Annotated in this window: 18 protein-coding genes and 2 pseudogenes; 7 read left to right on the forward strand and 13 right to left on the reverse strand. The window is 59.3% G+C overall.

The genetic code is table 11. The annotated features are described in order from the left end of the window. Positions 1-42 precede the first annotated feature (42 nt). The 5 genes from EN807_RS01685 to EN807_RS01705 are packed head-to-tail and all read right to left on the reverse strand — an operon-like array spanning position 43 to position 5,101. Positions 43-939 carry a UTP--glucose-1-phosphate uridylyltransferase gene (locus EN807_RS01685; RefSeq protein WP_135933639.1) on the reverse strand — a complete coding sequence of 299 codons (897 nt, stop codon included), beginning with the start codon at positions 937-939 and terminating at the stop codon, positions 43-45. 57 nt (positions 940-996) lie between these two features. Then, positions 997-1,965, reverse strand: a complete 969-nt coding sequence (locus tag EN807_RS01690; protein WP_135933640.1) for a glycosyltransferase family 2 protein — start codon at positions 1,963-1,965, stop codon at positions 997-999. Then, the gene (locus EN807_RS01695) at positions 1,955-2,905 is read right to left on the reverse strand and encodes a glycosyltransferase family 2 protein (protein WP_135933641.1); all 951 of its coding nucleotides are present in this window, start codon (positions 2,903-2,905) and stop codon (positions 1,955-1,957) included. The genes EN807_RS01690 and EN807_RS01695 overlap by 11 nt, the downstream gene beginning before the upstream one ends. Continuing rightward, on the reverse strand, positions 2,905-3,900 hold the full coding sequence (locus tag EN807_RS01700; RefSeq protein ID WP_135935748.1) for a glycosyltransferase family 2 protein: 996 nt from the start codon (positions 3,898-3,900) through the stop codon (positions 2,905-2,907). The genes EN807_RS01695 and EN807_RS01700 overlap by 1 nt, the downstream gene beginning before the upstream one ends. A gap of 28 nt (positions 3,901-3,928) precedes the next feature. Further along, positions 3,929-5,101: a glycosyltransferase family 4 protein gene (locus tag EN807_RS01705; RefSeq protein ID WP_135933642.1), complete on the reverse strand. Its 1,173-nt coding sequence runs from the start codon at positions 5,099-5,101 to the stop codon at positions 3,929-3,931. A gap of 310 nt (positions 5,102-5,411) precedes the next feature. On the opposite strand from EN807_RS01705, the gene EN807_RS01710 reads away from it, so the two are divergent. The 3 genes and pseudogenes from EN807_RS01710 to EN807_RS01720 all read left to right on the forward strand — a co-directional run bounded on the left by EN807_RS01710 (position 5,412) and on the right by EN807_RS01720 (position 8,394). Beyond that, positions 5,412-6,701, forward strand: a complete 1,290-nt coding sequence (locus EN807_RS01710) for a glycosyltransferase family 4 protein (protein WP_135933643.1) — start codon at positions 5,412-5,414, stop codon at positions 6,699-6,701. 249 nt (positions 6,702-6,950) lie between these two features. Next, positions 6,951-7,467: pseudogene (locus EN807_RS37580) on the forward strand (phosphoribosyltransferase); the annotation flags it as partial. A 132-nt stretch (positions 7,468-7,599) separates the two neighbouring features. Beyond that, positions 7,600-8,394: a family 16 glycosylhydrolase gene (locus tag EN807_RS01720; protein WP_189522317.1), complete on the forward strand. Its 795-nt coding sequence runs from the start codon at positions 7,600-7,602 to the stop codon at positions 8,392-8,394. A 74-nt stretch (positions 8,395-8,468) separates the two neighbouring features. On the opposite strand, the gene EN807_RS01725 is transcribed toward EN807_RS01720, so the two are convergent. From EN807_RS01725 to EN807_RS36325, 6 genes are all read right to left on the reverse strand, one after another. After that, positions 8,469-9,548 (reverse strand): glycosyltransferase, encoded by a 1,080-nt coding sequence (locus EN807_RS01725; RefSeq protein ID WP_135933645.1) that lies wholly within the window; start codon positions 9,546-9,548, stop codon positions 8,469-8,471. Between the two features lie 126 nt (positions 9,549-9,674). Continuing rightward, the gene (locus EN807_RS01730; RefSeq protein ID WP_029347687.1) at positions 9,675-11,006 is read right to left on the reverse strand and encodes a UDP-glucose/GDP-mannose dehydrogenase family protein; all 1,332 of its coding nucleotides are present in this window, start codon (positions 11,004-11,006) and stop codon (positions 9,675-9,677) included. A gap of 61 nt (positions 11,007-11,067) precedes the next feature. Continuing rightward, positions 11,068-11,937, reverse strand: a complete 870-nt coding sequence (locus EN807_RS01735; RefSeq protein WP_135933646.1) for a glycoside hydrolase family 16 protein — start codon at positions 11,935-11,937, stop codon at positions 11,068-11,070. Positions 11,938-12,094: 157 nt separating this feature from the next. Continuing rightward, on the reverse strand, positions 12,095-12,493 hold the full coding sequence (locus EN807_RS01740; RefSeq protein WP_135933647.1) for a hypothetical protein: 399 nt from the start codon (positions 12,491-12,493) through the stop codon (positions 12,095-12,097). Positions 12,494-12,760: 267 nt separating this feature from the next. Next, on the reverse strand, positions 12,761-13,774 hold the full coding sequence (locus EN807_RS01745) for a glycosyltransferase family A protein (protein WP_135933648.1): 1,014 nt from the start codon (positions 13,772-13,774) through the stop codon (positions 12,761-12,763). Positions 13,775-14,215: 441 nt separating this feature from the next. Then, positions 14,216-14,638 carry a hypothetical protein gene (locus EN807_RS36325; protein WP_246683999.1) on the reverse strand — a complete coding sequence of 141 codons (423 nt, stop codon included), beginning with the start codon at positions 14,636-14,638 and terminating at the stop codon, positions 14,216-14,218. A gap of 454 nt (positions 14,639-15,092) precedes the next feature. Here EN807_RS36325 and EN807_RS01755 point away from each other — a divergent pair. Together EN807_RS01755 and EN807_RS01760 are read left to right on the forward strand one after the other, a co-directional pair. Beyond that, positions 15,093-15,787, forward strand: a pseudogene (locus EN807_RS01755) (sugar transferase). A gap of 172 nt (positions 15,788-15,959) precedes the next feature. Further along, positions 15,960-17,168, forward strand: coding sequence for a polysaccharide biosynthesis/export family protein (locus EN807_RS01760; RefSeq protein ID WP_135933649.1), 1,209 nt, complete (start codon positions 15,960-15,962; stop codon positions 17,166-17,168). A 720-nt stretch (positions 17,169-17,888) separates the two neighbouring features. On the opposite strand, the gene EN807_RS01770 is transcribed toward EN807_RS01760, so the two are convergent. Both EN807_RS01770 and EN807_RS35380 read right to left on the reverse strand, forming a co-directional pair. Next, complete coding sequence (locus tag EN807_RS01770) at positions 17,889-19,151, reverse strand: O-antigen ligase (protein WP_135933651.1); 1,263 nt, start codon at positions 19,149-19,151, stop codon at positions 17,889-17,891. After that, positions 19,148-19,471, reverse strand: coding sequence for a hypothetical protein (locus EN807_RS35380; RefSeq protein ID WP_189522319.1), 324 nt, complete (start codon positions 19,469-19,471; stop codon positions 19,148-19,150). Before EN807_RS35380 ends, EN807_RS01770 begins: the two co-directional genes overlap by 4 nt. Positions 19,472-19,619: 148 nt before the next feature. Here EN807_RS35380 and EN807_RS01780 point away from each other — a divergent pair, with 148 nt between their 5' ends. Beyond that, the gene (locus tag EN807_RS01780) at positions 19,620-20,549 is read left to right on the forward strand and encodes a TIR domain-containing protein (RefSeq protein ID WP_135933652.1); all 930 of its coding nucleotides are present in this window, start codon (positions 19,620-19,622) and stop codon (positions 20,547-20,549) included. 161 nt (positions 20,550-20,710) lie between these two features. Beyond that, positions 20,711-21,463 (forward strand): SDR family NAD(P)-dependent oxidoreductase, encoded by a 753-nt coding sequence (locus EN807_RS01785; RefSeq protein WP_135933653.1) that lies wholly within the window; start codon positions 20,711-20,713, stop codon positions 21,461-21,463. Positions 21,464-21,486: the final 23 nt, after the last annotated feature.

Genomic DNA, 21,486 nt, shown 5'->3' on the forward strand with positions numbered 1-21,486 from the left:
TTGCGTCACCGTCCATATGCTAATGCTCCCAAAAAATCGGCATTATGCGGCTTCCACCCGGCGCTCATGCGACCGGACGAACTCCTCAAGCATCTCGAAGATTGGCCCCTTCATGTCGTCACGCGCCAGCGCAAAGGCGATATTGGCCTGGATGAACCCTTCCTTCGAGCCGCAGTCGAACATCCGGCCGTTGAAGGGCTGGGCAAAGAAAGCCTGGCTCTGCGCAAGGCGAACCATGGCGTCGGTCAGCTGGATTTCGTTGCCGGCGCCGCGCTGCTGATTGCCGAGTAGCGCGAATATCTCGGGCTGCAGGATGTAGCGGCCGTTGATGTAGTAGTTCGACGGCGCATTGGCTGGAGTTGGCTTTTCGACCATGGCGGTGACCTCAAAGCCCGAGCCGACATCCGCGCCGCAGCCGACAATGCCGTATTTGCTGGTCTCGGTCGGATCGCAGCGCTCGACGGCGATGACGTTTCCGCCGGTCTGTGCATAGAGGTCGGCAATTTCAGCGAGACATCCACGCCCGCCGAAGGACACCATGTCCGGCAACAGCAATGCGAAAGGTTCGTCGCCGATGACTTCCCGGGCGCACCATACCGCATGGCCGAGACCTTGCGGCGACTGCTGCCGGATGAAGCTCGTCGCACCAGCCACGGGAAGCAGGCTTTCGAGCGCCTGAAGCTGCGCCGTCTTGCCGGTCTGCTCCAAAGTCCCGATCAATTCTGGATGCAGGTCGAAATAATCCTCTATGACCGCCTTGTTGCGGCCCGTCACGAAGACAATGTGCTCGATGCCGGCTTCGAACGCCTCGTCCACCGCATATTGCACGACAGGCCTGTCGACGACCGGCAGCATTTCCTTCGGCATCGACTTGGTCGCCGGCAGGAATCGCGTTCCAAGCCCCGCTACCGGTATGACTGCCTTCCTGACTTTCTTCATTGCATATTCCTTCTGAGGAGATCGACTTCAACCTGTCGCAGGCCGCGAAAACTGTTTTCACCTGCCTGCACCTTTCACCTCCCCCGCACCCACGGCAAATTGTGCCGCCACCCTTCGCAGCCGAACGGCGATCGGCATGCTCATATGCCGAACGGCCGCCGGATCGCTGAGCGCCGTCCACACCGCCTTGAGCGGGGACCGCGCCTTGATGTGCTGGACTAGCGAAAGGAACGACGCCGCCTTGCGCAGGCTGCGTGTGCGCCTTGCGAAAGCGGCCTCGGCCTTGGCGTCCATCGAATGGGTTCTGGCGAAGGCGAGATCGGCCTTGCGCATCGCCTCGACGTGATGAAGTTCGAGCACGCGGGAAATGGAGCCGGTCCGGATATGGTAGACGTAGCCGGTCGTCGGCTCGACCACACATTTGCCGCCCTTGGCCAGAGCACTGGCCAGCAGGATGTAATCTTCGCCGATGATCAGGCCTTCGTCATAGCGAAGCCCGTTTTCGTTCAGGAAGCGTCGCCGAAAGATCGGCTTGAGATAGCCGAGATTGAACCTGGATTCGAAGACCACATTGCCGGCGATATAGTCCGCCAGCGAGATTTCACTTAAGCCCTCGAGATAGTCGGCCGGGAACATCGTCTCGTCGGCAACGCCGTCCTCGCGAACGACCTGGAGATTGTCGACCGCGATCTCTGCGCCAGCTTTCTCCGCGCGGTCAATCATGGTGCAGATCCGCCCGGGATAGATCGCGTCATCGGAATCGAGGACCGCGACCCACCGGCCGCGGGCAAGCTCAAGGCCGACATTCCTGGCGCCGCCGGGACCACGGTTCTGTGCAAGGGCGACGACGCGCACGATATCCTCGGGGTAGGATCGCGCCAGATCGAGCGTCCGGTCGCGCGACTGGTCGTCGACGACGATCACCTCAACGCTGACATCGCGCTGGGCGATGGCGCTGGCGATCGCCCGCTCGATGGTCAGCTCCGCATTGTAGGCGGCAATGACAAAGGTGACGTCAGGCTGCACGCTTGCCCCCTTCCTGCGGCGATGGCAGGCCGTATTGGCGGATTTCACGCACACCGACGAGACCGCTCACGACGCCGACATGCATGATGCCACGAAGCACGCTGCGGTTCCTGCGCACGGGATTGATGGCGACCGGGATTGCTAATGCGAAACAGTAGACCGCCTTTGCCGAGGCGAGGCCGACTTGCCTGACCAGCGCGAGGCCACTCGCGTCGCGCCCCAGGAGGTGCCCATGCGTCTGCCCGACCCGGAACCGGCGGCGGCGGAGCCAGTCGAATGCGGCCCTGGCGCGCGGCACCACTTCATCGACCCAGGCCTGCGGCGAAAAGGCGATGCGACCGCCGGCCTTGACCATATGATCGAAGAATTCGGTGTCCTCGCCACCGGTCTGGCCACGCGCCAGGCTGAACCGCCGGCCGCGGAGGCTGTCGGCGCCCATCCTGAGCAGGACGTTGCAGGTGTAGCCGGTGCGGATCTCGCCGCCCACCCAGACCGGCAGGGTGGAGTGGAAATCGCCGCGGCGCATCCAGGCGGGCGCATCCGGCCGATAGCGCGCCCGCACCGGTCCGAGCACGGCGGCAGCGCCACTCACTTCCGCCGTCGCAACCAGTTCGGCGAGCCATCTGGACGATGCCGTTTCGTCATCGTCGAGGAAGGCGACGAAATCCGCCATGCTGGCGTCGAGGCAGGCGTTGCGGGCGATCGAGATGTTGCGCGCCGGGCAATGACGATAGCTGATCGGCAGCTTCAACGTCTCCGCCAGCGTCGCCACCAGCAGCTCGGCAGTCGGCCCGTCATCATTGTCGGCGACGATGACGCGGATGTCGAATCCCGAAGGCTCCTCCAGGGCGGCAATGGAGCGAAGCGTGTCGGCAAGCTCCGGCCGCCGAAACGTGCAGACGCAGATGTCGATGCTGCGGTTTTTTTCGGCCACACCCATCACGCTACCCTCCTACGCTGTGATCGCGATCCAAGCAGTTGCAGCCAGAAACCGACGGACCAGCCGAAATGCATGACCATCGCCGAAATCCCAGCAAGCGCACTGTCCGGATTGCGCTGGCTGATGGCAGTCCACACGCCATAGCCGAGACAAACCGACGCCCACACCAGAAGCGGCACGACCGCCAACCAATGCACGAAGAAAAAGGCAGAGAAAAGGACAACGGGGAACACCAGAAGCGGCACCATCTGCCGGACCTTCGGTATCATGCGGTGCTTGAGAACGTTCTTTGCGCGGCCGCGGCCATAGCCGAGATACTGGAAATACAGGCCGGCGAGCGACGCGCGCGGGTAATAGATCATTTGCGTCTTGCCGCACATCCAGATTCGGTAACCGGCCTGACGGAGCCGATAGTCGAGCTCCGCATCCTCGTTGTGGCTGAACGTCTCGTCATAGCCGCCCACCGCCTTGAAGGCCGATATCCGCATCAGCGCATGGTGGCCGTGATCGACCCACTCGCCCACTGAGAGATGCCGGTGCTTCGAGCCGCCCGTGCCGAGCTTGGAATTCTGTGCAGCCGCCACAGCTTTCTGCACCGTGCCGCTGCCGCTGGTCAGCATGGAGACGACGACCGAATCGGCGCCGGTGGCCAGCGCCTCCTCGACCAGCCGATCACAATAGTCGGGGGGATAGCCGCCATGCGCGTCGATGCGAATGAGATATTCAGCCCCCTTGCCGTAACTGGCAACGGCGAGATTGATCGCCGCGCTCTGGAGGCGCTTTTCATTGTGAAGAAGGATGATCCGCGGATCTTTCCCGGCAATCTCCTCGACGATTGCCCTCGTGCCGTCCGTGCTGCCGCCATCGGCAACGACGATCCGGGCACCGAGCCTCTCGGCCGACGGTCGAAGCTCATGAACAAGCGCACCGATGTGAGCCGCTTCGTTCAGGCACGGAATCACGATCAGGCTGGGCGCAAGCTTTTCGGTTGGCATCATCGGCCCACGTCCATCGATAGCCATCCTAAGCCAGTGCCTGGGCAGAATACGGACCCTGCACAACCGTCAACCCGCGAAGCTTTTCGACGAGCGCCCGGCAATCGCTGCGATCATGGCTCCAGGTTCGCGGATTGCGGGCAAGAACACGCGCCCGCAACATCCCGAAACGATGCTCGTCCATATCCCCCAGGGCGGCTTCGAGGGCCTCAGGCGTGGCTTGAGGCAAAAGAACGCCTATACCCTGCCGGTCGAGGAACCGGCCGGTTTCGGTGTTGGCCATCGAGATCGGCACGGCGCCGAAGCGGCAGCCCTCGTAGAGACGGTTGGGCAGCAGCCATTCGGAATTCAGCCCCTGCTCGAAAAAATCGATGGCCCAGGAGAAATGGACCTCGCGGTAGATCGTCGCCATATCCTCGGGGTTCCGATAGGGCCCGCCAAACGAAAGCCAGGGCTCGGCTTCGACAAAACCGTGAAAATCCGGAAATTCGGAAAGCGCCGGGCGGCCCCTGAGGACGATTTCGAAGCGACCGTCGAGCCGTCGGGAAAATTCGGCCAGAAGCTCCAGGGAGCGGCGGCACCGGAGCGCACCGAACCAGCCGATCCGCCAAGGCGGAGCGACGGGATCATCCGCCACCATGCGATCATCCAGCGCAACCGCGGCAGGCTCGAAATATTTGTTCTCGAGCAGCTCGACCGGCGCGGCAATCTGCCCAAACGGCTTGAAATAGTTGGCGATAAATGCCGGCGAACTGGTCACCAGCAGCATTACATCCCTGGCCAGATAGCGTTCCGCGCCGCGCATCGCCTTGCCCAAAAAGTCGTCGCGAAGCACAAGGCGATGAATGTCGAGGCACTCGTAGACGATCGGCACCGTCGCCTGGAAAGCCGATCTGGCACGCCGGGCAAGCGCCAGCATTTCCAGATTGCGCGCGATGATGAGGTCGGGTCTCGGCATCGAGCCGAGGTTCGAGCCGATCGAGACCGCCGCCTTTGTGACTGCTGCCAGCCGCTGGGCGAATCGGCCGTCGCGCGTCGCGCCAAGGTCGATCGGGCGCAAGCCTTCGACGTCGGCGACCGGGCTTGCTGTCCGACGGAAGCCCACCAGTGTGACCTGGGCGCCGCCTGCCTTAAGCATTATGATCCGCCGGCGCACTGCCGGGTCGGAGACGTCGTGTACCAAGTACAAGACATGCAGCATGAAAACTCGACCGCTGTTGGCCCGCCCGCAGGGATGCTATTACAGCTTTTGCTGCATCGCAACATTTTTGGTGTTATGTAGCGAATTAAGCGATTGTTGCGCACCGCACAAACATTAGGCCGCCCGAATGTTCTATTGCGTTGCAGCAAAAAATCGGTTTTCATATGACGAGAAGTTGGTGAGAATTGGGGCCGGGGGGTTCATGCGCCTTTATTTGGTTCCAGTGGAATTGCAGGATTTGGCAGTTCTGCGCCCATAGGGCAGTTCGCTAAAATCCCCTATCCCGCTGTTTGGATACGGTGGTTAAGGCATGGCCAAATCTCTTCGTATTGCCGTCTATAACGACAAATATCCGACCAGTTTCGTTACGCCGCGCGTCTCCAGACATACAATCCTGCGCAAGCGGTTCCTACCGTTCAACCTGGTCTCGTCGAAGTTGGAAGGTGTGACGTTGATCGAGCCTGCCCTGTCCGTCGACTTGGTGCATGCCTTCAACCGGATCCCGGTCAATCCTTCGAAATTCATCATCTCGTTCGAATCCCATTTGCCGCGTCAGTTCGCCCTTCGCAAGCGCGGGCCGATGGCTCGTTACCTGGCGTCGCGGATTGCGAACCCCGGCTGCCGCCGCATTATTGCCTTGTCGCATTTTGCCCGCAGGTGTTTTCTGGGTCAGCACGCCGACAATCCGAACGTAAGCCTTCTGACGGACAAGCTGATGGTCCGCCATCCGAACATCGTCGTGCCTGCCGTGGAAGATGCGATGTTTGAGAACACCGCGGAGGAACTTGTGCTGACGTTCGTCGGCGCCCATTTTGGCCGTAAGGGCGGCTGCGTCGCGGTCAAGATCGCGGAAAAAGCAATAGAGCAGAATTTGCCTATCCGAGTGAACATCGTTTCGAGTCTGCAGGTAGGCGGCGGCATATGGACGGATCCGACAACTCCAGGATTCTTTGACCAGTATATCAAGTTGCTCGACCTGAAGAATGTCCAGCATTATGGCGCGTTGCCAAACCATTCGGTGCGACGATTGTTGCGCAATTCGCATTTTGGCATCCTAGCCACCTTCGGCGATACATTTGGATACTCGGCGATAGAATCGATGTCGGAACACACCCCGGTTCTCGGAACGGGGGTCTGTGCCCTGCCTGAATTCCTGGAGGATGGTGTCAACGGAATCTCATTACCCATGAGACTCAACGATCTCGGCAATTGGTGGAATCCGGGATACAACTCGCGCGGCGAGGCGAAATTTGCCCAATATTTCCAGGATGAGGTCGAGCGCCTCGCTTGCCTGTCCATGGAACGATTGAACACATATATCGGTCAGCCGAAGCTGATGGCGCCACTGCGACGTCAAGCCCGGTGGACGGCAGAGACCATGTTTGCCGCGGAACCGGCGGGCGCATTCCTCGATGCGCTTTACGACCGTGTGGCGTTGGAGCGAACCAAAGAACCTGTGCAACTCGACCCGGCCCTTGATGCTTCATCTCCGGAAGCCTTGCCGCTTGAACCCGACAAGCAGAAGATATCCCCGCGCCACGGTGGCCCGCCGGCAGCATCGCTCAGCGTCTTGCCACCCCGGATGGCCTGGCGTGCATGAACGCTCGACGGCTATCGCAGTCGTATCGTGCTCCTTCCTGGGATTCGGATAGCCTACTGTCGCTCCGAATTTCCGGGCTGTTTTGTTGCGTTGCAACATTTTTGATGCGGTGTCGGGAAAATTGCCATATCGTTGTGGGAAGCTGTGAAGCTACTGCCGGCGCGGACGCCGCCCGCGCCGGCGCCGAGCGAGCTGAAGTGAATGCGCGCACCGGCAAAATCACCGCTCTGCACACTGAAAAACCAGGTCGACGACGGACCCGCATACGAGAAATTCCTGAGCGAGGCGCTGCCGCTGTTTGGCCCGACCCGCAAGATCGGATGGCTGGTCACCAGCCGGCTTGAGAAATACCGCAACCACACCGAAGCATGGCTCCAAAGCACGACATCAAATACGACAAGCTGATCATGCTCGACTGCCGAGCAAGGCGGAGCGGCGGCAGCGGCTTGGCGTGCATGGCAATTTCAAGGCCGATTTCTAGCGCAAGTCCGATGCCATGCTGGTCATCGAAAGCGAGCACCAGCAGGCCCTCAAGATCGCCGAGCTTTCCGGCAAACCGGTGCTGTGCGTGGAAACGCATCTTGTCATTTATCCCGACTCGCTGTCGCTGCCTGCACTTGGACGGATCGCCCGCAACTTTCCAGGCAGTTTGAAACAGATGAATTCGCAGGAAGGGCGCAAGACGGCCATCAAGATCGTCGCGCGCAGGCTGCTTGGCGAACGCGGCTATGAGACACTGAAGAGCCGGGTCAAACGACCGGCTTAGATGTCGAGCCAAAACTGTGGCCAAGGGACATCATGCCGCCGATTTCACCATCTACGGTGTGGTTCGCCGGTCACCACGAACGGCCATCATGAGCCGTCGGGAAAGCTGGAATCTGCCATCGGAGATAGACGCATGAATTTCACACGCAGACAACTGTCGGCTCTTCTTGCTGCCTCGGCAGCATTGCAACTGGTTCATAGGCGAGCCGTGGCAGAGAGTGTTGCAGCAGGAGACGCTGAAGCTGCCGTTGACAAGCTTCCGGATTGGTCAGCGGTCAAGCTCCAACTTTGGAAGTATAACAATCCCTTCGTGCCATCGCAGTGGGGCGAGCCCAAGCTCGGAGGTTATGACTGGAAGGCGGCGAACGCCAAAATCGTTGACGGCGCGCTTCAGCTTACTGTCAGCGAGAAAGCTTCCGCACAGGTCGTAGCCGGCGGTAAATCGGACTTTTCATCGGCAAGGTGGGAAGTGGATGTCACTCTCCCGACGATGAAGCCAGGGCTTGTTGCAGCTCCGCTTTGGACTTTTAACGACAAAGCCCATGAGGAAATCGATTTTGAATTCGTGGGCACGAAAGGACTACAGCTCAATGTTTGGGCAAACGTCGACAATCAGCACAAGAGCGTTTGGCTAAAGTGGATCCAACTCGGCGACCTCTCGGGGAAAAGATACCGCCTTGGCATAGAATATGAGGCGGGAAAACGTGTTGCTTTCCTCATTGACGGCAAAGAAGCTGCCGTGGTTACGCCGGCTGACACTCTGGGCGGTGCCTTTCCGAACAAGCCCATGAAGGCGTACTTCGATCTATGGGTTGCGGCAGGCGCGGTAATGGACGCAGGTTGGGCCGGCAAATGGGAGCCGATGCCGGCGTCGGACAAACTGGTCATGACAATTCATGGCTACAGGCGAACTGATGTCGCTCAGTGAAATTGCAATTCATCCGACCGCTGCGCAACCTCGGTTCAAGCCTCAAGGGCATGCTTTTGGGCGACATGCATTAATCAGGCGGCTTGGCGCGAACCCTGCTGGGCCGCCCGGTCGAGCATCGAAAAGAAGGTCGCGAACTGACGTTCAGGATGCAGTGCCGGCCGCTCGGAAAATTCACGTGCCGCCGCCGAGAGCCGTTCGTATTCCTGGCTGTCGTTCCACAGCCGCCTGATCGCCGCGACCCAGTCGTCGAGCGGTGCGTCATAATCGAGCACCACGCCGCCGGCGCCAATCGCTTCCGGCAGGCCGCCGCGCCGGGACCCGACGACCGGAATGCCGCTGCAATGGGCCTCGGATGCCACGCGCCCCCAGGCCTCTTCCCATTTGCTGGGCGCCAGCAGGATCTTGGTGCGGCTATAGACCGTCTTCATGTCGCTGGTGCGGCTTTCCAGCCTGACATTGCGCAGCGGCGCGATGGTCCGTTCGATCTGTGCCCGGTGGTCGTCGTCGAGCTTCCAGCTTTCGACGAACAGGAACGGAATTTCGGAGCATTGGCCGGCAATGCGCACCGCGAGTTCAAACCCTTTTTCATTGTAAGGGTTGATCAGTGTAACAAACTCGCCTGTCGTGGGCGTGCTGTAGAGCGCGGGATTGATGGTCGGCGGTATGACCGTCGAATCGATGTCGAATTTTGCCTTGTAGGTGCGCGCTGTGAACTCGGAATTGGCGATATAAAGCGCCGAATGCAGCTCGCGCAGATCCCCGCCCAATTCGTGGAATTCGACGTTCCGCAGATAGACGACCAGCGGCACGCCAAGCGCCTGCAGCGCCTTTCCGATCGGCACCGATTTGTGGCACTGCACGACGGCAACGTCGGGATCGAGCCTTTCGACGGCAAAGCGCGCCGCTTCCCAGGGAAACCACGCCCGCACCACAGGGTAACCGGGATAGCTGTCGATGACGGCGCGCTGCCTCAGAAGCTTCATCTTGGCGCGCGCCTTGTAGCCAAAGACGCCCTGGCCGAACAGCGCGGCAAGCACTGATGCCTCGTGGCCATGTTCAAGCAACTTTTCGGCCAGATGGTGGGTGCTGGATTGGACACCGCCGCTGAACTGGGGAGTGTAACCGTTGCCACCTGCAAAAAGGACTTTCATGGGTCCGGCTCCTTGTCGCATTCTGGGTTTGTTCAAAAGCGGTTTACGAAGGCAGAAGATATCCATCAGTTCCCGCCAGCCTCCGTCGTGTCCCGCTGTCATGGCAACAGGCTTTCCCGCATGATCTCACGCCGCCATCCTGCCGATGCTGTGATATTCGATGCCGTAGCGAGCAATGACCTTGGGGTCGTAGAGATTTCGGCCGTCGAAGATGATCGGCGTGATCAGCGCATCCTTCATCGCGTCGAACGACGGCGCCTGGAAGTTCTTCCACTCGGTTGCGATCATGAGCGCATCGGCGCCACGCAGCGCTGCCTCCTTGGTCCCGCACAAAAGCAGATCCTCGCGCAGTCCGTAGATGGCCTGGCATTCCTGCATCGCCTCGGGATCGTAAGCCTGCACTTTGGCACCGGCCTTCCAGAGCGCTTCCATCAAGACACGCGCCGGCGCCTCGCGCATGTCGTCGGTATTGGGCTTGAAAGCGAGGCCCCACAGCGCAAAGGTCTTGCCCTTCAGATTGCCCTTGAAATAGCGGTTCACCTTGTCGAACAGGACCGACTTCTGTTCGTTGTTGCGTTCCTCGACCGCGCGCAGCAGCTTGGCATCGAATTTGACGCCTTCGGCGGTCTTGATCAGGGCGCGCACGTCCTTGGGGAAGCATGAGCCGCCATAGCCGAGGCCCGGATAGATGAAGTGGTAGCCGATGCGCGGATCGCTGCCGATGCCCTTGCGGACCTCCTCGATGTCGGCGCCGAGTTCCTCGGCCAGGTTGGCCATTTCGTTCATAAAACTGATCTTGGTCGCCAGCATGCAATTGGCCGCGTATTTGGTGAACTCGGCGCTGCGCACATCCATCACGATCATCTTTTCGTGGTTGCGGTTGAACGGAGCGTAAAGCTCACGCATCACCGCCTCGGTATCCTCGCTGCCGGTGCCGACGATGATGCGGTCGGGCTTCATGCAGTCGGCCACCGCGGAGCCTTCCTTGAGGAATTCCGGATTGGATGCGACGTCGAAACCCAGATCCTCGCGGCCGCGCGCCTTCAGCGTCGCGGCGATCCTGGCCTTTATCTTCTCGCAGGTGCCGACCGGCACGGTCGACTTACCGACGACGATCTTGGGCGCGTCCATCTCCCGGCCGATGGCCTCGGCAACGGCCAGCACATATTTGAGGTCGGCCGAACCATCCTCGCCCGGAGGCGTGCCGACAGCGATCATCTGGATCTGGCCATGCTTGACGGCGGCGGCGGCATCGGTGGTGAACTTGATGCGGCCGGCCGCGTGGTTCTCCTTGACGAGGTTTTCGAGCCCGGGCTCGAAAATCGGGATGAGGCCCTGATTGAGCCGCTCGACCTTTTTCACGTCGATGTCGACGCACACCACCTGGTGTCCGACCTCGGCAAGCACCGCCGCCTGCACGAGACCGACATAGCCAATTCCAAAGACCGTCAAATTCATTTGGTTTCATTCCTGTTCAAGACTTCGGAGCGCTTTCGGTCCGGCCGGTTCAGATTAGTCTTTACTTTATGCTGCATGCCAGCGATTCTGGAAACTGGCATGGCTGGCCTAGCGCCGTGAATGCGACACGGTCCACTTGCATGGTGAGTTTTCGACCCGGATCCGAAAACGGTCCCATCCAGTTCTTCAGCGTGTCGCTGCCCCACAGGCTGAAGAATATCTTTTGCGCATGAGTGGGCAGCTTTGCCGGATCTTTGATCGTGTTCACCAGTTGGCCGTTGACGTACCAGCGCAGCCGGTCCTTCTCCCAGACGAAGGCGTAGTCGTTAAAAGCCTTGTCGGTACCGCCGGCTACATCCACCAATTTCTCGTTCTTGCCCTTGCCGCCTATATAGGCGTTGACCTGCACCTTGGAGGTGTCCTTCGTCAGCACCTCGAAGTCAATTTCGTCATGCGGCTGCTTGTCAGTGGGGCCGATGTAGGTGAAGAAGGCGGCATTGATGCCGGAGCCCGCATCGGTTTTCATCCGCGCCTCATAGGTGCCATAGCCGAAGCGCTGCTTGGTCTGGACCTCGCCGCAGGCAAAGTCGCGATCCTTCAGTTTCCGCTTTTCGAAACCGAGCGTCAGCATGCCGTCGGAAAGCCGGACCTGGCTTTTGGACCAGGTGCAGTTCTGGTGCTTGCCGTTCGTCCAGCCGTCGGCAATGTACCAACGCGCACGATCGAAGCTGGTGAAATCATCGACGAACGATGGCGCAGTCGGGATGTCCTGCGAATGGGAAGGGGTCGGGCCTGCAACCAGGCTGCCGAGTGCGAGCAGCAGAAACGCGCCGCCCGAACATAGCTGCCTCAGGTTCCCTTGCCTGATCGAGCGCGTGAGCGGCCTGCCGCCGGTTGCTCGGGTGGACGTGCTTTTCGGATCCGCGTTCATACCAAACTCATCTTTGTGCTGCACCCCAACCCAAAGTCTTCAAACCATAACCAAACGAGCTGACCTTGACCTTCTGCCAGTACCTTCCTTGTGCTGCCTCTTAACTTGCCCAGTGACACCAACCTCCTGCCTGTGGGCCACCCAGGGATGTTGAAGTTCACCCCGAGCCGGCGGCCGGCTTGGCGAAATCAGCCTTGGCGGTCGAGCTACGCTGGGCGCTTTCGTCGAAAATTGCATCCAGCGAATGACGGAGATCCTTCATCAATTCGTTCTGGCGCGCGAGCGCCACGATGCGCCGCTCGTAGTTCAGGATCGACTTCGTCAGCTCGCTGACCTCGGAGGATCTGCTGGAGGAGGTCGCCCCATTTTCCATCGCCTCGACCAGGAAGGCCGCGTTGGTGGCCTTTGTCCGGTAGCGATTCTCAAGGCCGTTTTTCTCCGCCTCGACCTCGGCTGCGATCTGGTCAAGCAGCTTTGCCAGGCGGTCAAGGCGCGACATGTCGGTCTGCCTGTCTCGAGCCGGATCCCTTGATCTGAAGCCAAATATCGAGGCCATGCTCTTAGTTTCCTGTCATAGCCGGCCTAAGGCTATCCCTGTGCCCGTCCGGGACAAAAAAGTCTTGTCGCATCGTCCAGCTCCTCTGACAGGGGGACATTTTCGGGCCGTTTCAAATAGCCAATCAAAATTGCTGCACCGCAACATACATGCCATCCCCAAAGCGAGTAGGCAACCACCTAGTGCGGCGAATCGGCAACTCGCATCACTTTGAAGCAGGGTAAGGACCTGTTGACATGATCGGCAAGGCGCCGGTTGCGGACCAGATCAAGGCTCGCCGACCGGGCTTGTTGCGGCCATGAGAAAGCGCAGCGGCGGCACAGGCTGCTTCGAGGCAAAGCCGGCGCGGCGAAACAGCGCATCCAGCTTGTCGGCGGCCACGCCGCGAAGAATGGGAATGAGGTTGGATTGGCTGGCCAGGGCGTAGGCCGCAGCCGATGTCAGCCCCTGCTCGTTCTTCACGTCGAGGAAGTTTCGCAACCGATATTTGTCGCGTACCTGCCGTTCGTGCCTTCTGAGCACGGCCTTAGAGCCTTCCGGCAAACTATCGATCGTCAGCAGCGCCAGATCCGCGTCGGCCAGACGCTTGAGGTCCTGCGTCTTGTGCTGGCCGCTCAGCGAGTCCGCGCGAACGATCGCGCCATAGCCGCAGGACCTGATGACTTTGAAGCGCGCCCCGCAAGCAACCGCGCGCGCGTAGAGTTCATAGTCTTCGCCCAGCCGCAGGTTTTCGTCATAGCGCAGTCCATGTCGGTCAAGAAAAGCGCGGCTGATCACCGGTTTGAGGAAACCCAACTCACCTCTCTGCACACGGCGACTGGAGATGTTGCCTTCGATGAAACGCTCGAAATCGAGAAATTCCGGATCGGCCGAAAACCGCGGAGCGGTGATTTTCGAGACGTCGGTCGCCGCATCGTCCCTGATCATCATGATGTTGTCCGCAGCGAAATCCCAATCGGCGCTGGCGAACAACTCGCGAAATCTGCCCTCGAGAAAAAAATCGTCGGCGTCCAGAATGCTGATGAACGGCGATTTGGAGCTGGCGATCGCGGCGTTGCGGGCGAAGGAAGGACCACCGTTGACGTCGAACCGGATGACGGAAAGCCTGCCGCTGCCATCGTCGGCCCCCCGAGCGACTTTCGCGGTATCGTCAGTGGAGGCGTCATCGACGACGACGACTTCGGCCACCTCCGGCTCGCGCAATGCCGATGCGATGGCAACCGGAATTGTCCGCGCCGCGTTGCGGGCGGCGATGATCACGCAGACCTGGGGTTCTGTCATCAATTCGCCTCTCGACTGCACAGATAGCTCCGAATTTCTCGCCGCCCCCGGTTTGATGTCCAATGCAGCCCTCGTTCTCACTGACTGTCCGGCTGTTTGAAAAGAAGCGCCAGCCGGCGCTTATGCTGCAATTGCGAAGCAAAGCATCGTCAAAATCATTCGCGCCGTCCAGTCTTTCCTGACGGTGTCGTAATGGCGCAAATCGATAGGGCGGTGAAATGCCCGCGATAGACGGACTGCTTCGCAAACCGTCCCTGCTCATCATGGATGGACCGTCAGCGCACTCGAATTGCTGATCACCAGGTCGATCGACAGAGTTTGGGCAAAATTAGAGCTGAGTCAGAGGATCCGAGGCTGAAGGAAAATCCGGAAGCCCGTTGCCCAGCATGCTGTCGGGCGAGCGGTCCGCCAGCAATCCGGCCGACGCTTTCTGTCGTCAGGTTAGCGCAGGCTTCTCCTGGCACTGAACTTCTCGCCGTCGGCCACTTCGGTCGAACTCAGCGTTCGTTCGGCATCACGAATCTTATCAGCCGACGTCGGGGAATTTCTGACCACCATGACGAAAACCAGCAGAAAGTAGCCCAACTGGATGACAATGGCACAGGCTATAGCGCGAAAAAGCGTTGTGCCTAGCGAAGCGCCGTCGAGATAAGACCAGGCGACCACGATCGCCAGGGCGAAAATCATGCCGACAATGAATTTTGGTAGCGACATACCCGACAGCCCGTCAACGTGCTCGGGCAAAAATCGATGATCGACCCACCCCGAGCCTCCCCTTCCCCATGCGAGCTTGTTGAGGCCACTCGCTTTCTTTGGCCAGTTGCTTCCGGCCTTCCCACGCTGTCCATACTCTGACAGAAACAATTTGCAACTCTATTAAGGTGTGCAATAGCGGGCAAGGCCAACCGCAAATTATTTTGGATAAGTTCGCGGGATCGACTCGGCCATGTTGCATTGCACACATCGGCATCGCGACCAATCACTCGGTATGGACTCAATTCAGTAAGAGCTACAATATTAATCAGTACTTTACTTTGAAATCGCTCTATAATTTACAAAACTACAGCACGACAATGCTCAAGGACGCGGCACAAAGAGCGATACGCCCCAAATCAGCCTCAAAAAGGCACTAGATTTTTCAAGGTTGCCCAAAATTTGTCACGAACTCGCCATAAAGGCAAAAAATTGTGCAGGATCGGTTTATTATTTAGTCAAGTCATGACGTGATTATTTCAGGCGCTCAAGAAATTGTGTGTTGCGATGCAGCATTTTTTTGATATCGTGCGGTAACCATCCGTTCAACGTATGGAGTTTACGCATGAGGGACGTAGCCAAGCCGGCCGACGCGAATTTTTCGCAGGCCGGTATCGACTTTCCACCGATCGGCGGCCTGCTCAAACGCAGCTTCGATATCGCCGGTTCACTGATTGGCCTGGTTGCTCTCAGTCCGCTGTTTGTGCTCTCAGTCCGCTGTTTGTGATGGTCGCGCTGCTTGTCAAGTTGTCCGACGGCGGGCCGATTTTCTACGGTCACAGCCGGATCGGTCGGGGAGGACGGATTTTCCCGTGCCTCAAATTTCGCACCATGGTTCAGGATGGCGAACGGGTGCTGGCGGCATATCTTGCCGCCAACCCGGAAGCCAACGCCGAATGGGTAGCCACCCGCAAGCTCAAGAACGATCCGCGCGTCACGCGCGTCGGGGCCGTGCTGAGGAAGCTCAGCCTCGATGAACTGCCGCAGATCATCAACATCCTTCAGGGTGACATGAGCCTTGTCGGTCCTCGCCCCGTGGTGCGAGACGAGCTCGAAATTTATGGCAGTTCGGCCGTTTATTACTTGAAATCGCGCCCCGGACTGACCGGACTCTGGCAGGTCAGCGGCCGCAATGACGTTTCCTATGACAGCCGCGTCGCATTCGATCGCCACTATGTCGAGAACTGGTCGCTGGTCGAGGACATTCGCATCATCATCAAGACTGTGCCTGCCGTCTGGATGTCGCGGGGCTGCTACTGACCGGCCGGGAGCCGGTTCTGTGTGGAAGAGTGACTGTCCAGACGCCAAGAATTCTGCAGCAAGTTTGATCGGGCGGGGCTAAAGCGGATCGGAAAACGTACAGTTGAAAACAGATATCTTCGAAATCTCCTGCGCCGGCATTGTTAGCAATCGCATGCGGCGGATGCGGCTTATGACCACTTGCCTCGCGCTGGCGCTCACCATTCCCCAACTCGCCGCCGCCGATGAGTATCGCCTTGGATCGCAGGACAAGCTGACCATCCGCGTGGCCGAATGGCAGACCGTTGAAGGCACGTTCCGCGACTGGACGGCCGTCAACGGAGAGTACACAGTCGGCCCGGCCGGAACATTGTCCGTGCCGTTCGTCGGCGAAATGCCGGCATCCGGCAAGACCACATCCGAGATCGCGGCAGCGATCGGCCAGGCGCTCCAGCGCAAGCTCGCCCTGGCGGACCGACCGGAAGCCTCCGTCGAAATGGCGGAGTACAGGCCATTCTACATTTCCGGGGAGGTCCAGACGCCTGGCCAGTATCCCTACGTGCCTGGTCTGACCGTCCTGAGGGCGATGAGCATCGCCGGCGGTGTCCGGCGGGCCCCCGAAGGACAGCGGTACGATCGCGACATGATCAATGCCAAGGGCGATTTTGACGTTCTCGAAGACCAACGGGTCCGGCTGATCGTCAGGCGCGCGCGCATTGAAGCGGAGATGGCGGACGAGCCGACATTCGACGTGCCGAAGGAGGTGGCCAACGATCCGAAGGTGGCAAGCGTCGTTGCGGACGAGATGGCGATCCTGACGGCTGATCAAAAGAAGCTTAAACTGCGCCTTCAGGCGCTCGACGATTTGAAGAAGCTACTGCAGAGCGAGATCGATTCGCTGCAGAAAAAGATCGTCAACCAGCAGCGGCAGGTCGACCTGGCAAAGGAACAGCTCAGCGGCATCGGCTCGCTGGCGCAGAAAGGCCTTGTCGTCAACACGCGGGTTCTGACTTCGCAACAAACGATCGCCGACCTGGAAGGCCAGATCCTGGATTACGACACGGCCATCCTTACCGCCAAGCAGTCGATCAGCAAGGCCAATCAGGATGCCATCGACCTGGAAAACACTCAGAATGCGAGCCTCGCCGCCGACCGGCAACAGGTAGAAGCCGATCTCAGTGCGACGATGCTCAAGATGAACATGCAAACCGGCCTGATGGCCGAAGCCATGTCGGGGAACCCGGCGTTACAACGCTATCGCGACGGCGAAGAGCCAACGATGTCCTTTGCCCTGGTTCGGGTGGTCGACGGCAAGACCAGCGAAATTGCCGCCAGTGAAGACACGCCCGTGCTGCCCGGGGACGTGATCAAGGTGAAGCTGGCGCCAATGGCTAGCCAATAGAACTCGAGCGATCGAATACCCCATCGTCAGCTGACGCTCAAAGGGAGCGTCGTGCCGAGGCCGTCCGCATAGATGCACGCTTCTCGGCGAGAAGTGCCAATCGGTGGGGGAAGCGTGGTGAATATCTATCGTGCTAGAAGGTATATTAAAGGCGCAATAATTACATTCATTTGGGCGGTGAGGGGTATCGAAATACGCGATCGAGTTTCGGTACTTGGTGTCTCGCCTCATATAGCAGGAAAAGGCAATTTTAGATTTGGCTCTCGCGTTTCGTTTCGAGGGCTTGGGTCACGGTCCTGGTTTCATGCACGCCGGAACGCAAGTCTGTCAATTGGCTCTAGATCTTTTATTAACAGCGGAGTTACGATCGACGCATCTGTCGCAGTAAGCATCGGAAAAGGATGCCTTATTGGCGATTCGGTTGTAATCCAAGACTCAAACTATCATGAGGTCGAAGAGGGTGCCGGTGTTAAAGCGAAAGCTGTCCTGATTGGGGATAATGTTTGGATAGGCCGAAATTCAATAATCCTGCCTGGGGTCGAAATCGGGGATCATAGCGTAATTGGAGCCGGCTCTGTGGTCACCAAAAGTGCACCCCCGCGAAGCCTGGTTGCAGGAAATCCCGCCCGAATAATTCGCGAAATTGTGGCGCCCCAAGATTACATTCGTTTTTGACGGTAATTTTAACGAACGAAATCAAGGTGACATTCTGCGCTTTTCTTAGCCCTTTGCGGTTTCTGGTTCCGCGAGGCTCGCCGCCGTCCACCGAGGACGGGCGACAGGCACCTTCACCAGTTTGAAGTAGCTGTAATACAGGAGGAAGGAGCCCATGATGTAGGGGTTGAGGGTCTCGACCTCGACGAAGGACCGGATGAACAGAAGCACCATCACGCCGGCAAGAATCACAGATTCGGCCTGCCACGTCCTGAATATCAACGCCGATATGTGGCCCCACAGCGTGCGCACGATGATCAGCGAAATCAGCGTCGCCCCGACATAGCCAAGCTCGACGAGCGCTTCGACATAGGTGTTGTGGAAGTGGAAGCCGCTTCGGGTCGTGATGTAGAATTCGTTCCAAAGCCGTTCGGCCTCGGCGAAACCCTGCACCCAATAGCCCGCGTAGCCGACGCCGAGGATCGGCGCTTGCTGCGCCGCACCCCAGCCCTGCTCCCAGAGATAGGTCCGTCCGGTGAGCGTGGAATCTTTTCCGAAGACGCCAAGGACGAAATCCAGAAGCCCCGCAAAGGCAACCGCGGTGACCGCGACCAGCCCGCATGCGCCGACCAGGAAAATCACTCGTCGGTAGCGGAGCGAAAGCTTCTTCGCCATGGCAAGCAGAGCGACCAGAGCGAGAACCGCCGGTATCGAAGCCATCGAGGTGGCTGAATGCGAAATGACCAGCAGATAGGCCGACAGGACGAGGACGGGCGCCGTCAAGAAAAGGCTGATCCGGCCGCGCCTGAGAAAGGTCAGCAAGACAACGCAAAAATAGATGCCAAGGGAGGCGACAAAGCCGATCTGGTTCTTGGAGCTGAATGCGCCGACGAAATTATACGTCCCGTCGAGGCCATCATAGGAATAACCCCCGACCATAAGCGAGTAGAGCAGGACGAGAAAGATCCCGATCAGTGAGCCTATTGTCAACGTCCGAACGCTGACGGTGCGCGCGGCGATGTAGGCGCAGGTGATATGGGAGCAATACTGGATCGCCGTCCTCAACGTGATGCCGGGAGCATCCGACCAGAACACCGAGAGGCAGACGTAGATTGCAAACGCCAGAGGCAGCCACGCGCTGGAGGCATGTCGCAACAGCCGCCGGTAATCTACCATGATTAGGGGAAGCCAGACCGCATAATAGGCCAGGATCAGGATCTGGCCGAAAACGGAGGAGTAGGAGAACGCCCAAATGGAGATGGCAACAGCAAATGTGCCATAGACCGTGCTCTTCTCCGGGTCGACCAACAGAGATTTTGGTATCTTCATCTCGGTAGCGAATTCCCGTCCATGCAGTTCAATGCCGATTCGCCGCCGCGCCAGGCGCGAACGCTTCCATTGTGCAGTGCAATATAACCCATCCCCTGCAGCCTGTCACCCAAATGAGGCAAAAACAGCCACAAGGACGCCACGGGAAGGCGGTAAAAGGCCACGACAGGCCGTGTGGCAAGAACCGAGCATCCAGGCCGGCTTCTGGCTCCAAAGATTGTGAGCGCCTCGGCATCACGGTCAAGAGCCATCGCCGCCGGATTCATGAGAAGCTCGGCCATCACCACCGCGCGGAACTGTTTTCGCAGTTCTTTCAGCACCGGACCGAAAAATAGCAGCCGGCATTCCTTGCATCCGTTGCAATGAATGAGGCCCTCCGCGTACGCTATGGCGGGGACAACCAGACGATGGCCGCAGGGATAATTGGCAGACGCTGGTGGTCCCGGTCTGCTGGGCTGGAGCAAACGGATGGACAAACCTCGAATCTTCCTGGGCTCGTCGGGGAAGCAGAAAAAACTGCTGCAGGCGCTGACACGCGGTCTTGAAGACATCGCGTATGTGGAACCCTGGACGACATCCTTCAATCCCGGGACAACCACACTGGAGCGCCTCCTTGAGCTTACGCGTGAAGTCGACTTTGCTGCTTTTGTGTTCGCCCAGGACGACTGGACGAGTGCAAGCCTGCCGGCATCACCTGCCCCTGTATCCGCTCAAGCTTCTCCGCGAGACAATGTGGTCTTCGAAGCCGGCCTTTTCGGCGGTGTCCTCGGAATGCGCCGAACGTTTATCCTCCATGCCAACGGCTCCAAGCTTCCAAGCGATCTCCTCGGCCTGACGTCCGTGAGGTACGGCGAAGCGACAACCGCCGCCGAGATGAGAGCGGTCAACCAAAAGCTGCGAAAAGCGATCGAAAATGAGGGCCGCGCCGCCCGAATAGAGGGTCTTTGGTGGCAGTTTTCCCTGTCGGAGCGGACCGTGAAGGAGCCTTCCGCCGTGAGCCTCCTGCGTATCTCGCGAGACCGCTATGGTGCGCTGGAGCTAGCCGGCCGCTCATGGCAAGAGAATGGCAGTCTGTCCGCGAGATACTGGAGCGAAGCGGTAAAGGAGAGAAAGGAGCCTGCCGGCATCTTCTACTTTTGGAATGGAGAACGGCCCTTGGACGCGAACGCGTCGCAGTTGTACGGGACAGGAGAGATCCGGCTTGAGTCCGCCGATCGCGCGTCCGGATACTTCACCACGCGAGCCGACACACAGCCAAAACTGAACGCCCGCACCTCCGGTGTCTATCTGCGCGCCGAGCCGGAGGACTTGAGCATCCTGGACGGGCGCGACAACCAGCGACGAGTGGAACTGATCGCGGAGCGGCTGAACCATTGGATATCGATCAAGAACGTCTGAACCCGGTGCGCGCGGCGTAACTCCAGCTAGCCCGACGCTCTAGCCCTGCCGGGACTTTTCCTACCGCCTCGGGCCAAGTATGAACCTGTTGGGAGGAGCCAATCCCGACTTGAACTTCTCTGCGGTTGACTTCACATTCGCCGCCGATTGGAGGAAGACACATGCCGATGAGTTTCGCGGGACGGTTTGCCGGGCGTTCGGCCGTGATCACCGGCGGCGCCTCGGGCATCGGTCTGGCTGTTGCGCAAAGAATAGTCGAGGAAGGCGGGCGCGTTTGCGTCTGGGATCGCGACCCCACCCACATCGAGCAGGCCAAGGCTGTCATTGCCGATTTGCATGGCGTGACTGTCGACGTCGCCGATCCCGTGGCGGTCGAACAGGCCGGCCGGCAGACGATCGATGCCCTTGGTGCGGTCGATATCCTGGTCACCAGTGCGGCCATCACCGGACCGAACATGACGACCTGGGCCTATTCGGTGGAGGATTGGCGCCGGGTTATCGACATCAACATCAACGGCGTCTTCTTCTGCAACAAGGCGCTTGTTCCGCACATGCTCGAGCGCAATTACGGCAGGATCGTCAACATCGCTTCGATCGCCGGCAAGGAGGGAAACCCGAATGCCTCTGCCTACAGCACCTCCAAGGCGGCGGTGATCGGCCTGACCAAGTCTCTGGGCAAGGAACTGGCCAAGACCAAGGTGACGGTGAACTGCGTCACGCCGGCGGCGGTGCGCACCGCGATTTTCCAGCAGATGAGCCAGCAGCACATCGATTTCATGCTGTCGAAGATACCGATGGCGCGGTTTGGCGAGGTCGAGGAGGTGGCGGCGCTGATCTCGTGGATCGCTTCCGAGGAATGCTCCTTCACGACGGCCGCCGTTTTCGACGTTTCCGGCGGCCGGGCCACCTATTGAAGCAAGTCTGGCGATCTACCGCC

This window comes from Mesorhizobium sp. M5C.F.Ca.ET.164.01.1.1, assembly GCF_004792125.1.
Classification (GTDB): Bacteria; Pseudomonadota; Alphaproteobacteria; order Rhizobiales; family Rhizobiaceae; genus Mesorhizobium; species Mesorhizobium wenxiniae.

Excerpts from the sequence above, each read along its gene's own strand:
- EN807_RS01695 (WP_135933641.1), bottom strand. The coding sequence starts at position 2,905 with ATGGGTGTGGCCGAAAAAAACCGCAGCATCGACATCTGCGTCTGCACG.
- EN807_RS01725 (WP_135933645.1), bottom strand. The coding sequence starts at position 9,548 with ATGAAAGTCCTTTTTGCAGGTGGCAACGGTTACACTCCCCAGTTCAGC.
- EN807_RS01710 (WP_135933643.1), top strand. The coding sequence starts at position 5,412 with ATGGCCAAATCTCTTCGTATTGCCGTCTATAACGACAAATATCCGACC.
- EN807_RS01760 (WP_135933649.1), top strand. The coding sequence starts at position 15,960 with ATGACCACTTGCCTCGCGCTGGCGCTCACCATTCCCCAACTCGCCGCC.
- EN807_RS01770 (WP_135933651.1), bottom strand. The coding sequence starts at position 19,151 with ATGAAGATACCAAAATCTCTGTTGGTCGACCCGGAGAAGAGCACGGTC.
- EN807_RS01730 (WP_029347687.1), bottom strand. The coding sequence starts at position 11,006 with ATGAATTTGACGGTCTTTGGAATTGGCTATGTCGGTCTCGTGCAGGCG.
- EN807_RS01785 (WP_135933653.1), top strand. The coding sequence starts at position 20,711 with ATGCCGATGAGTTTCGCGGGACGGTTTGCCGGGCGTTCGGCCGTGATC.
- EN807_RS01685 (WP_135933639.1), bottom strand. The coding sequence starts at position 939 with ATGAAGAAAGTCAGGAAGGCAGTCATACCGGTAGCGGGGCTTGGAACG.
- EN807_RS01780 (WP_135933652.1), top strand. The coding sequence starts at position 19,620 with ATGGACAAACCTCGAATCTTCCTGGGCTCGTCGGGGAAGCAGAAAAAA.
- EN807_RS01705 (WP_135933642.1), bottom strand. The coding sequence starts at position 5,101 with ATGCTGCATGTCTTGTACTTGGTACACGACGTCTCCGACCCGGCAGTG.
- EN807_RS01700 (WP_135935748.1), bottom strand. The coding sequence starts at position 3,900 with ATGCCAACCGAAAAGCTTGCGCCCAGCCTGATCGTGATTCCGTGCCTG.
- EN807_RS01720 (WP_189522317.1), top strand. The coding sequence starts at position 7,600 with ATGAATTTCACACGCAGACAACTGTCGGCTCTTCTTGCTGCCTCGGCA.
- EN807_RS01745 (WP_135933648.1), bottom strand. The coding sequence starts at position 13,774 with ATGACAGAACCCCAGGTCTGCGTGATCATCGCCGCCCGCAACGCGGCG.
- EN807_RS01735 (WP_135933646.1), bottom strand. The coding sequence starts at position 11,937 with ATGAACGCGGATCCGAAAAGCACGTCCACCCGAGCAACCGGCGGCAGG.
- EN807_RS01740 (WP_135933647.1), bottom strand. The coding sequence starts at position 12,493 with ATGGCCTCGATATTTGGCTTCAGATCAAGGGATCCGGCTCGAGACAGG.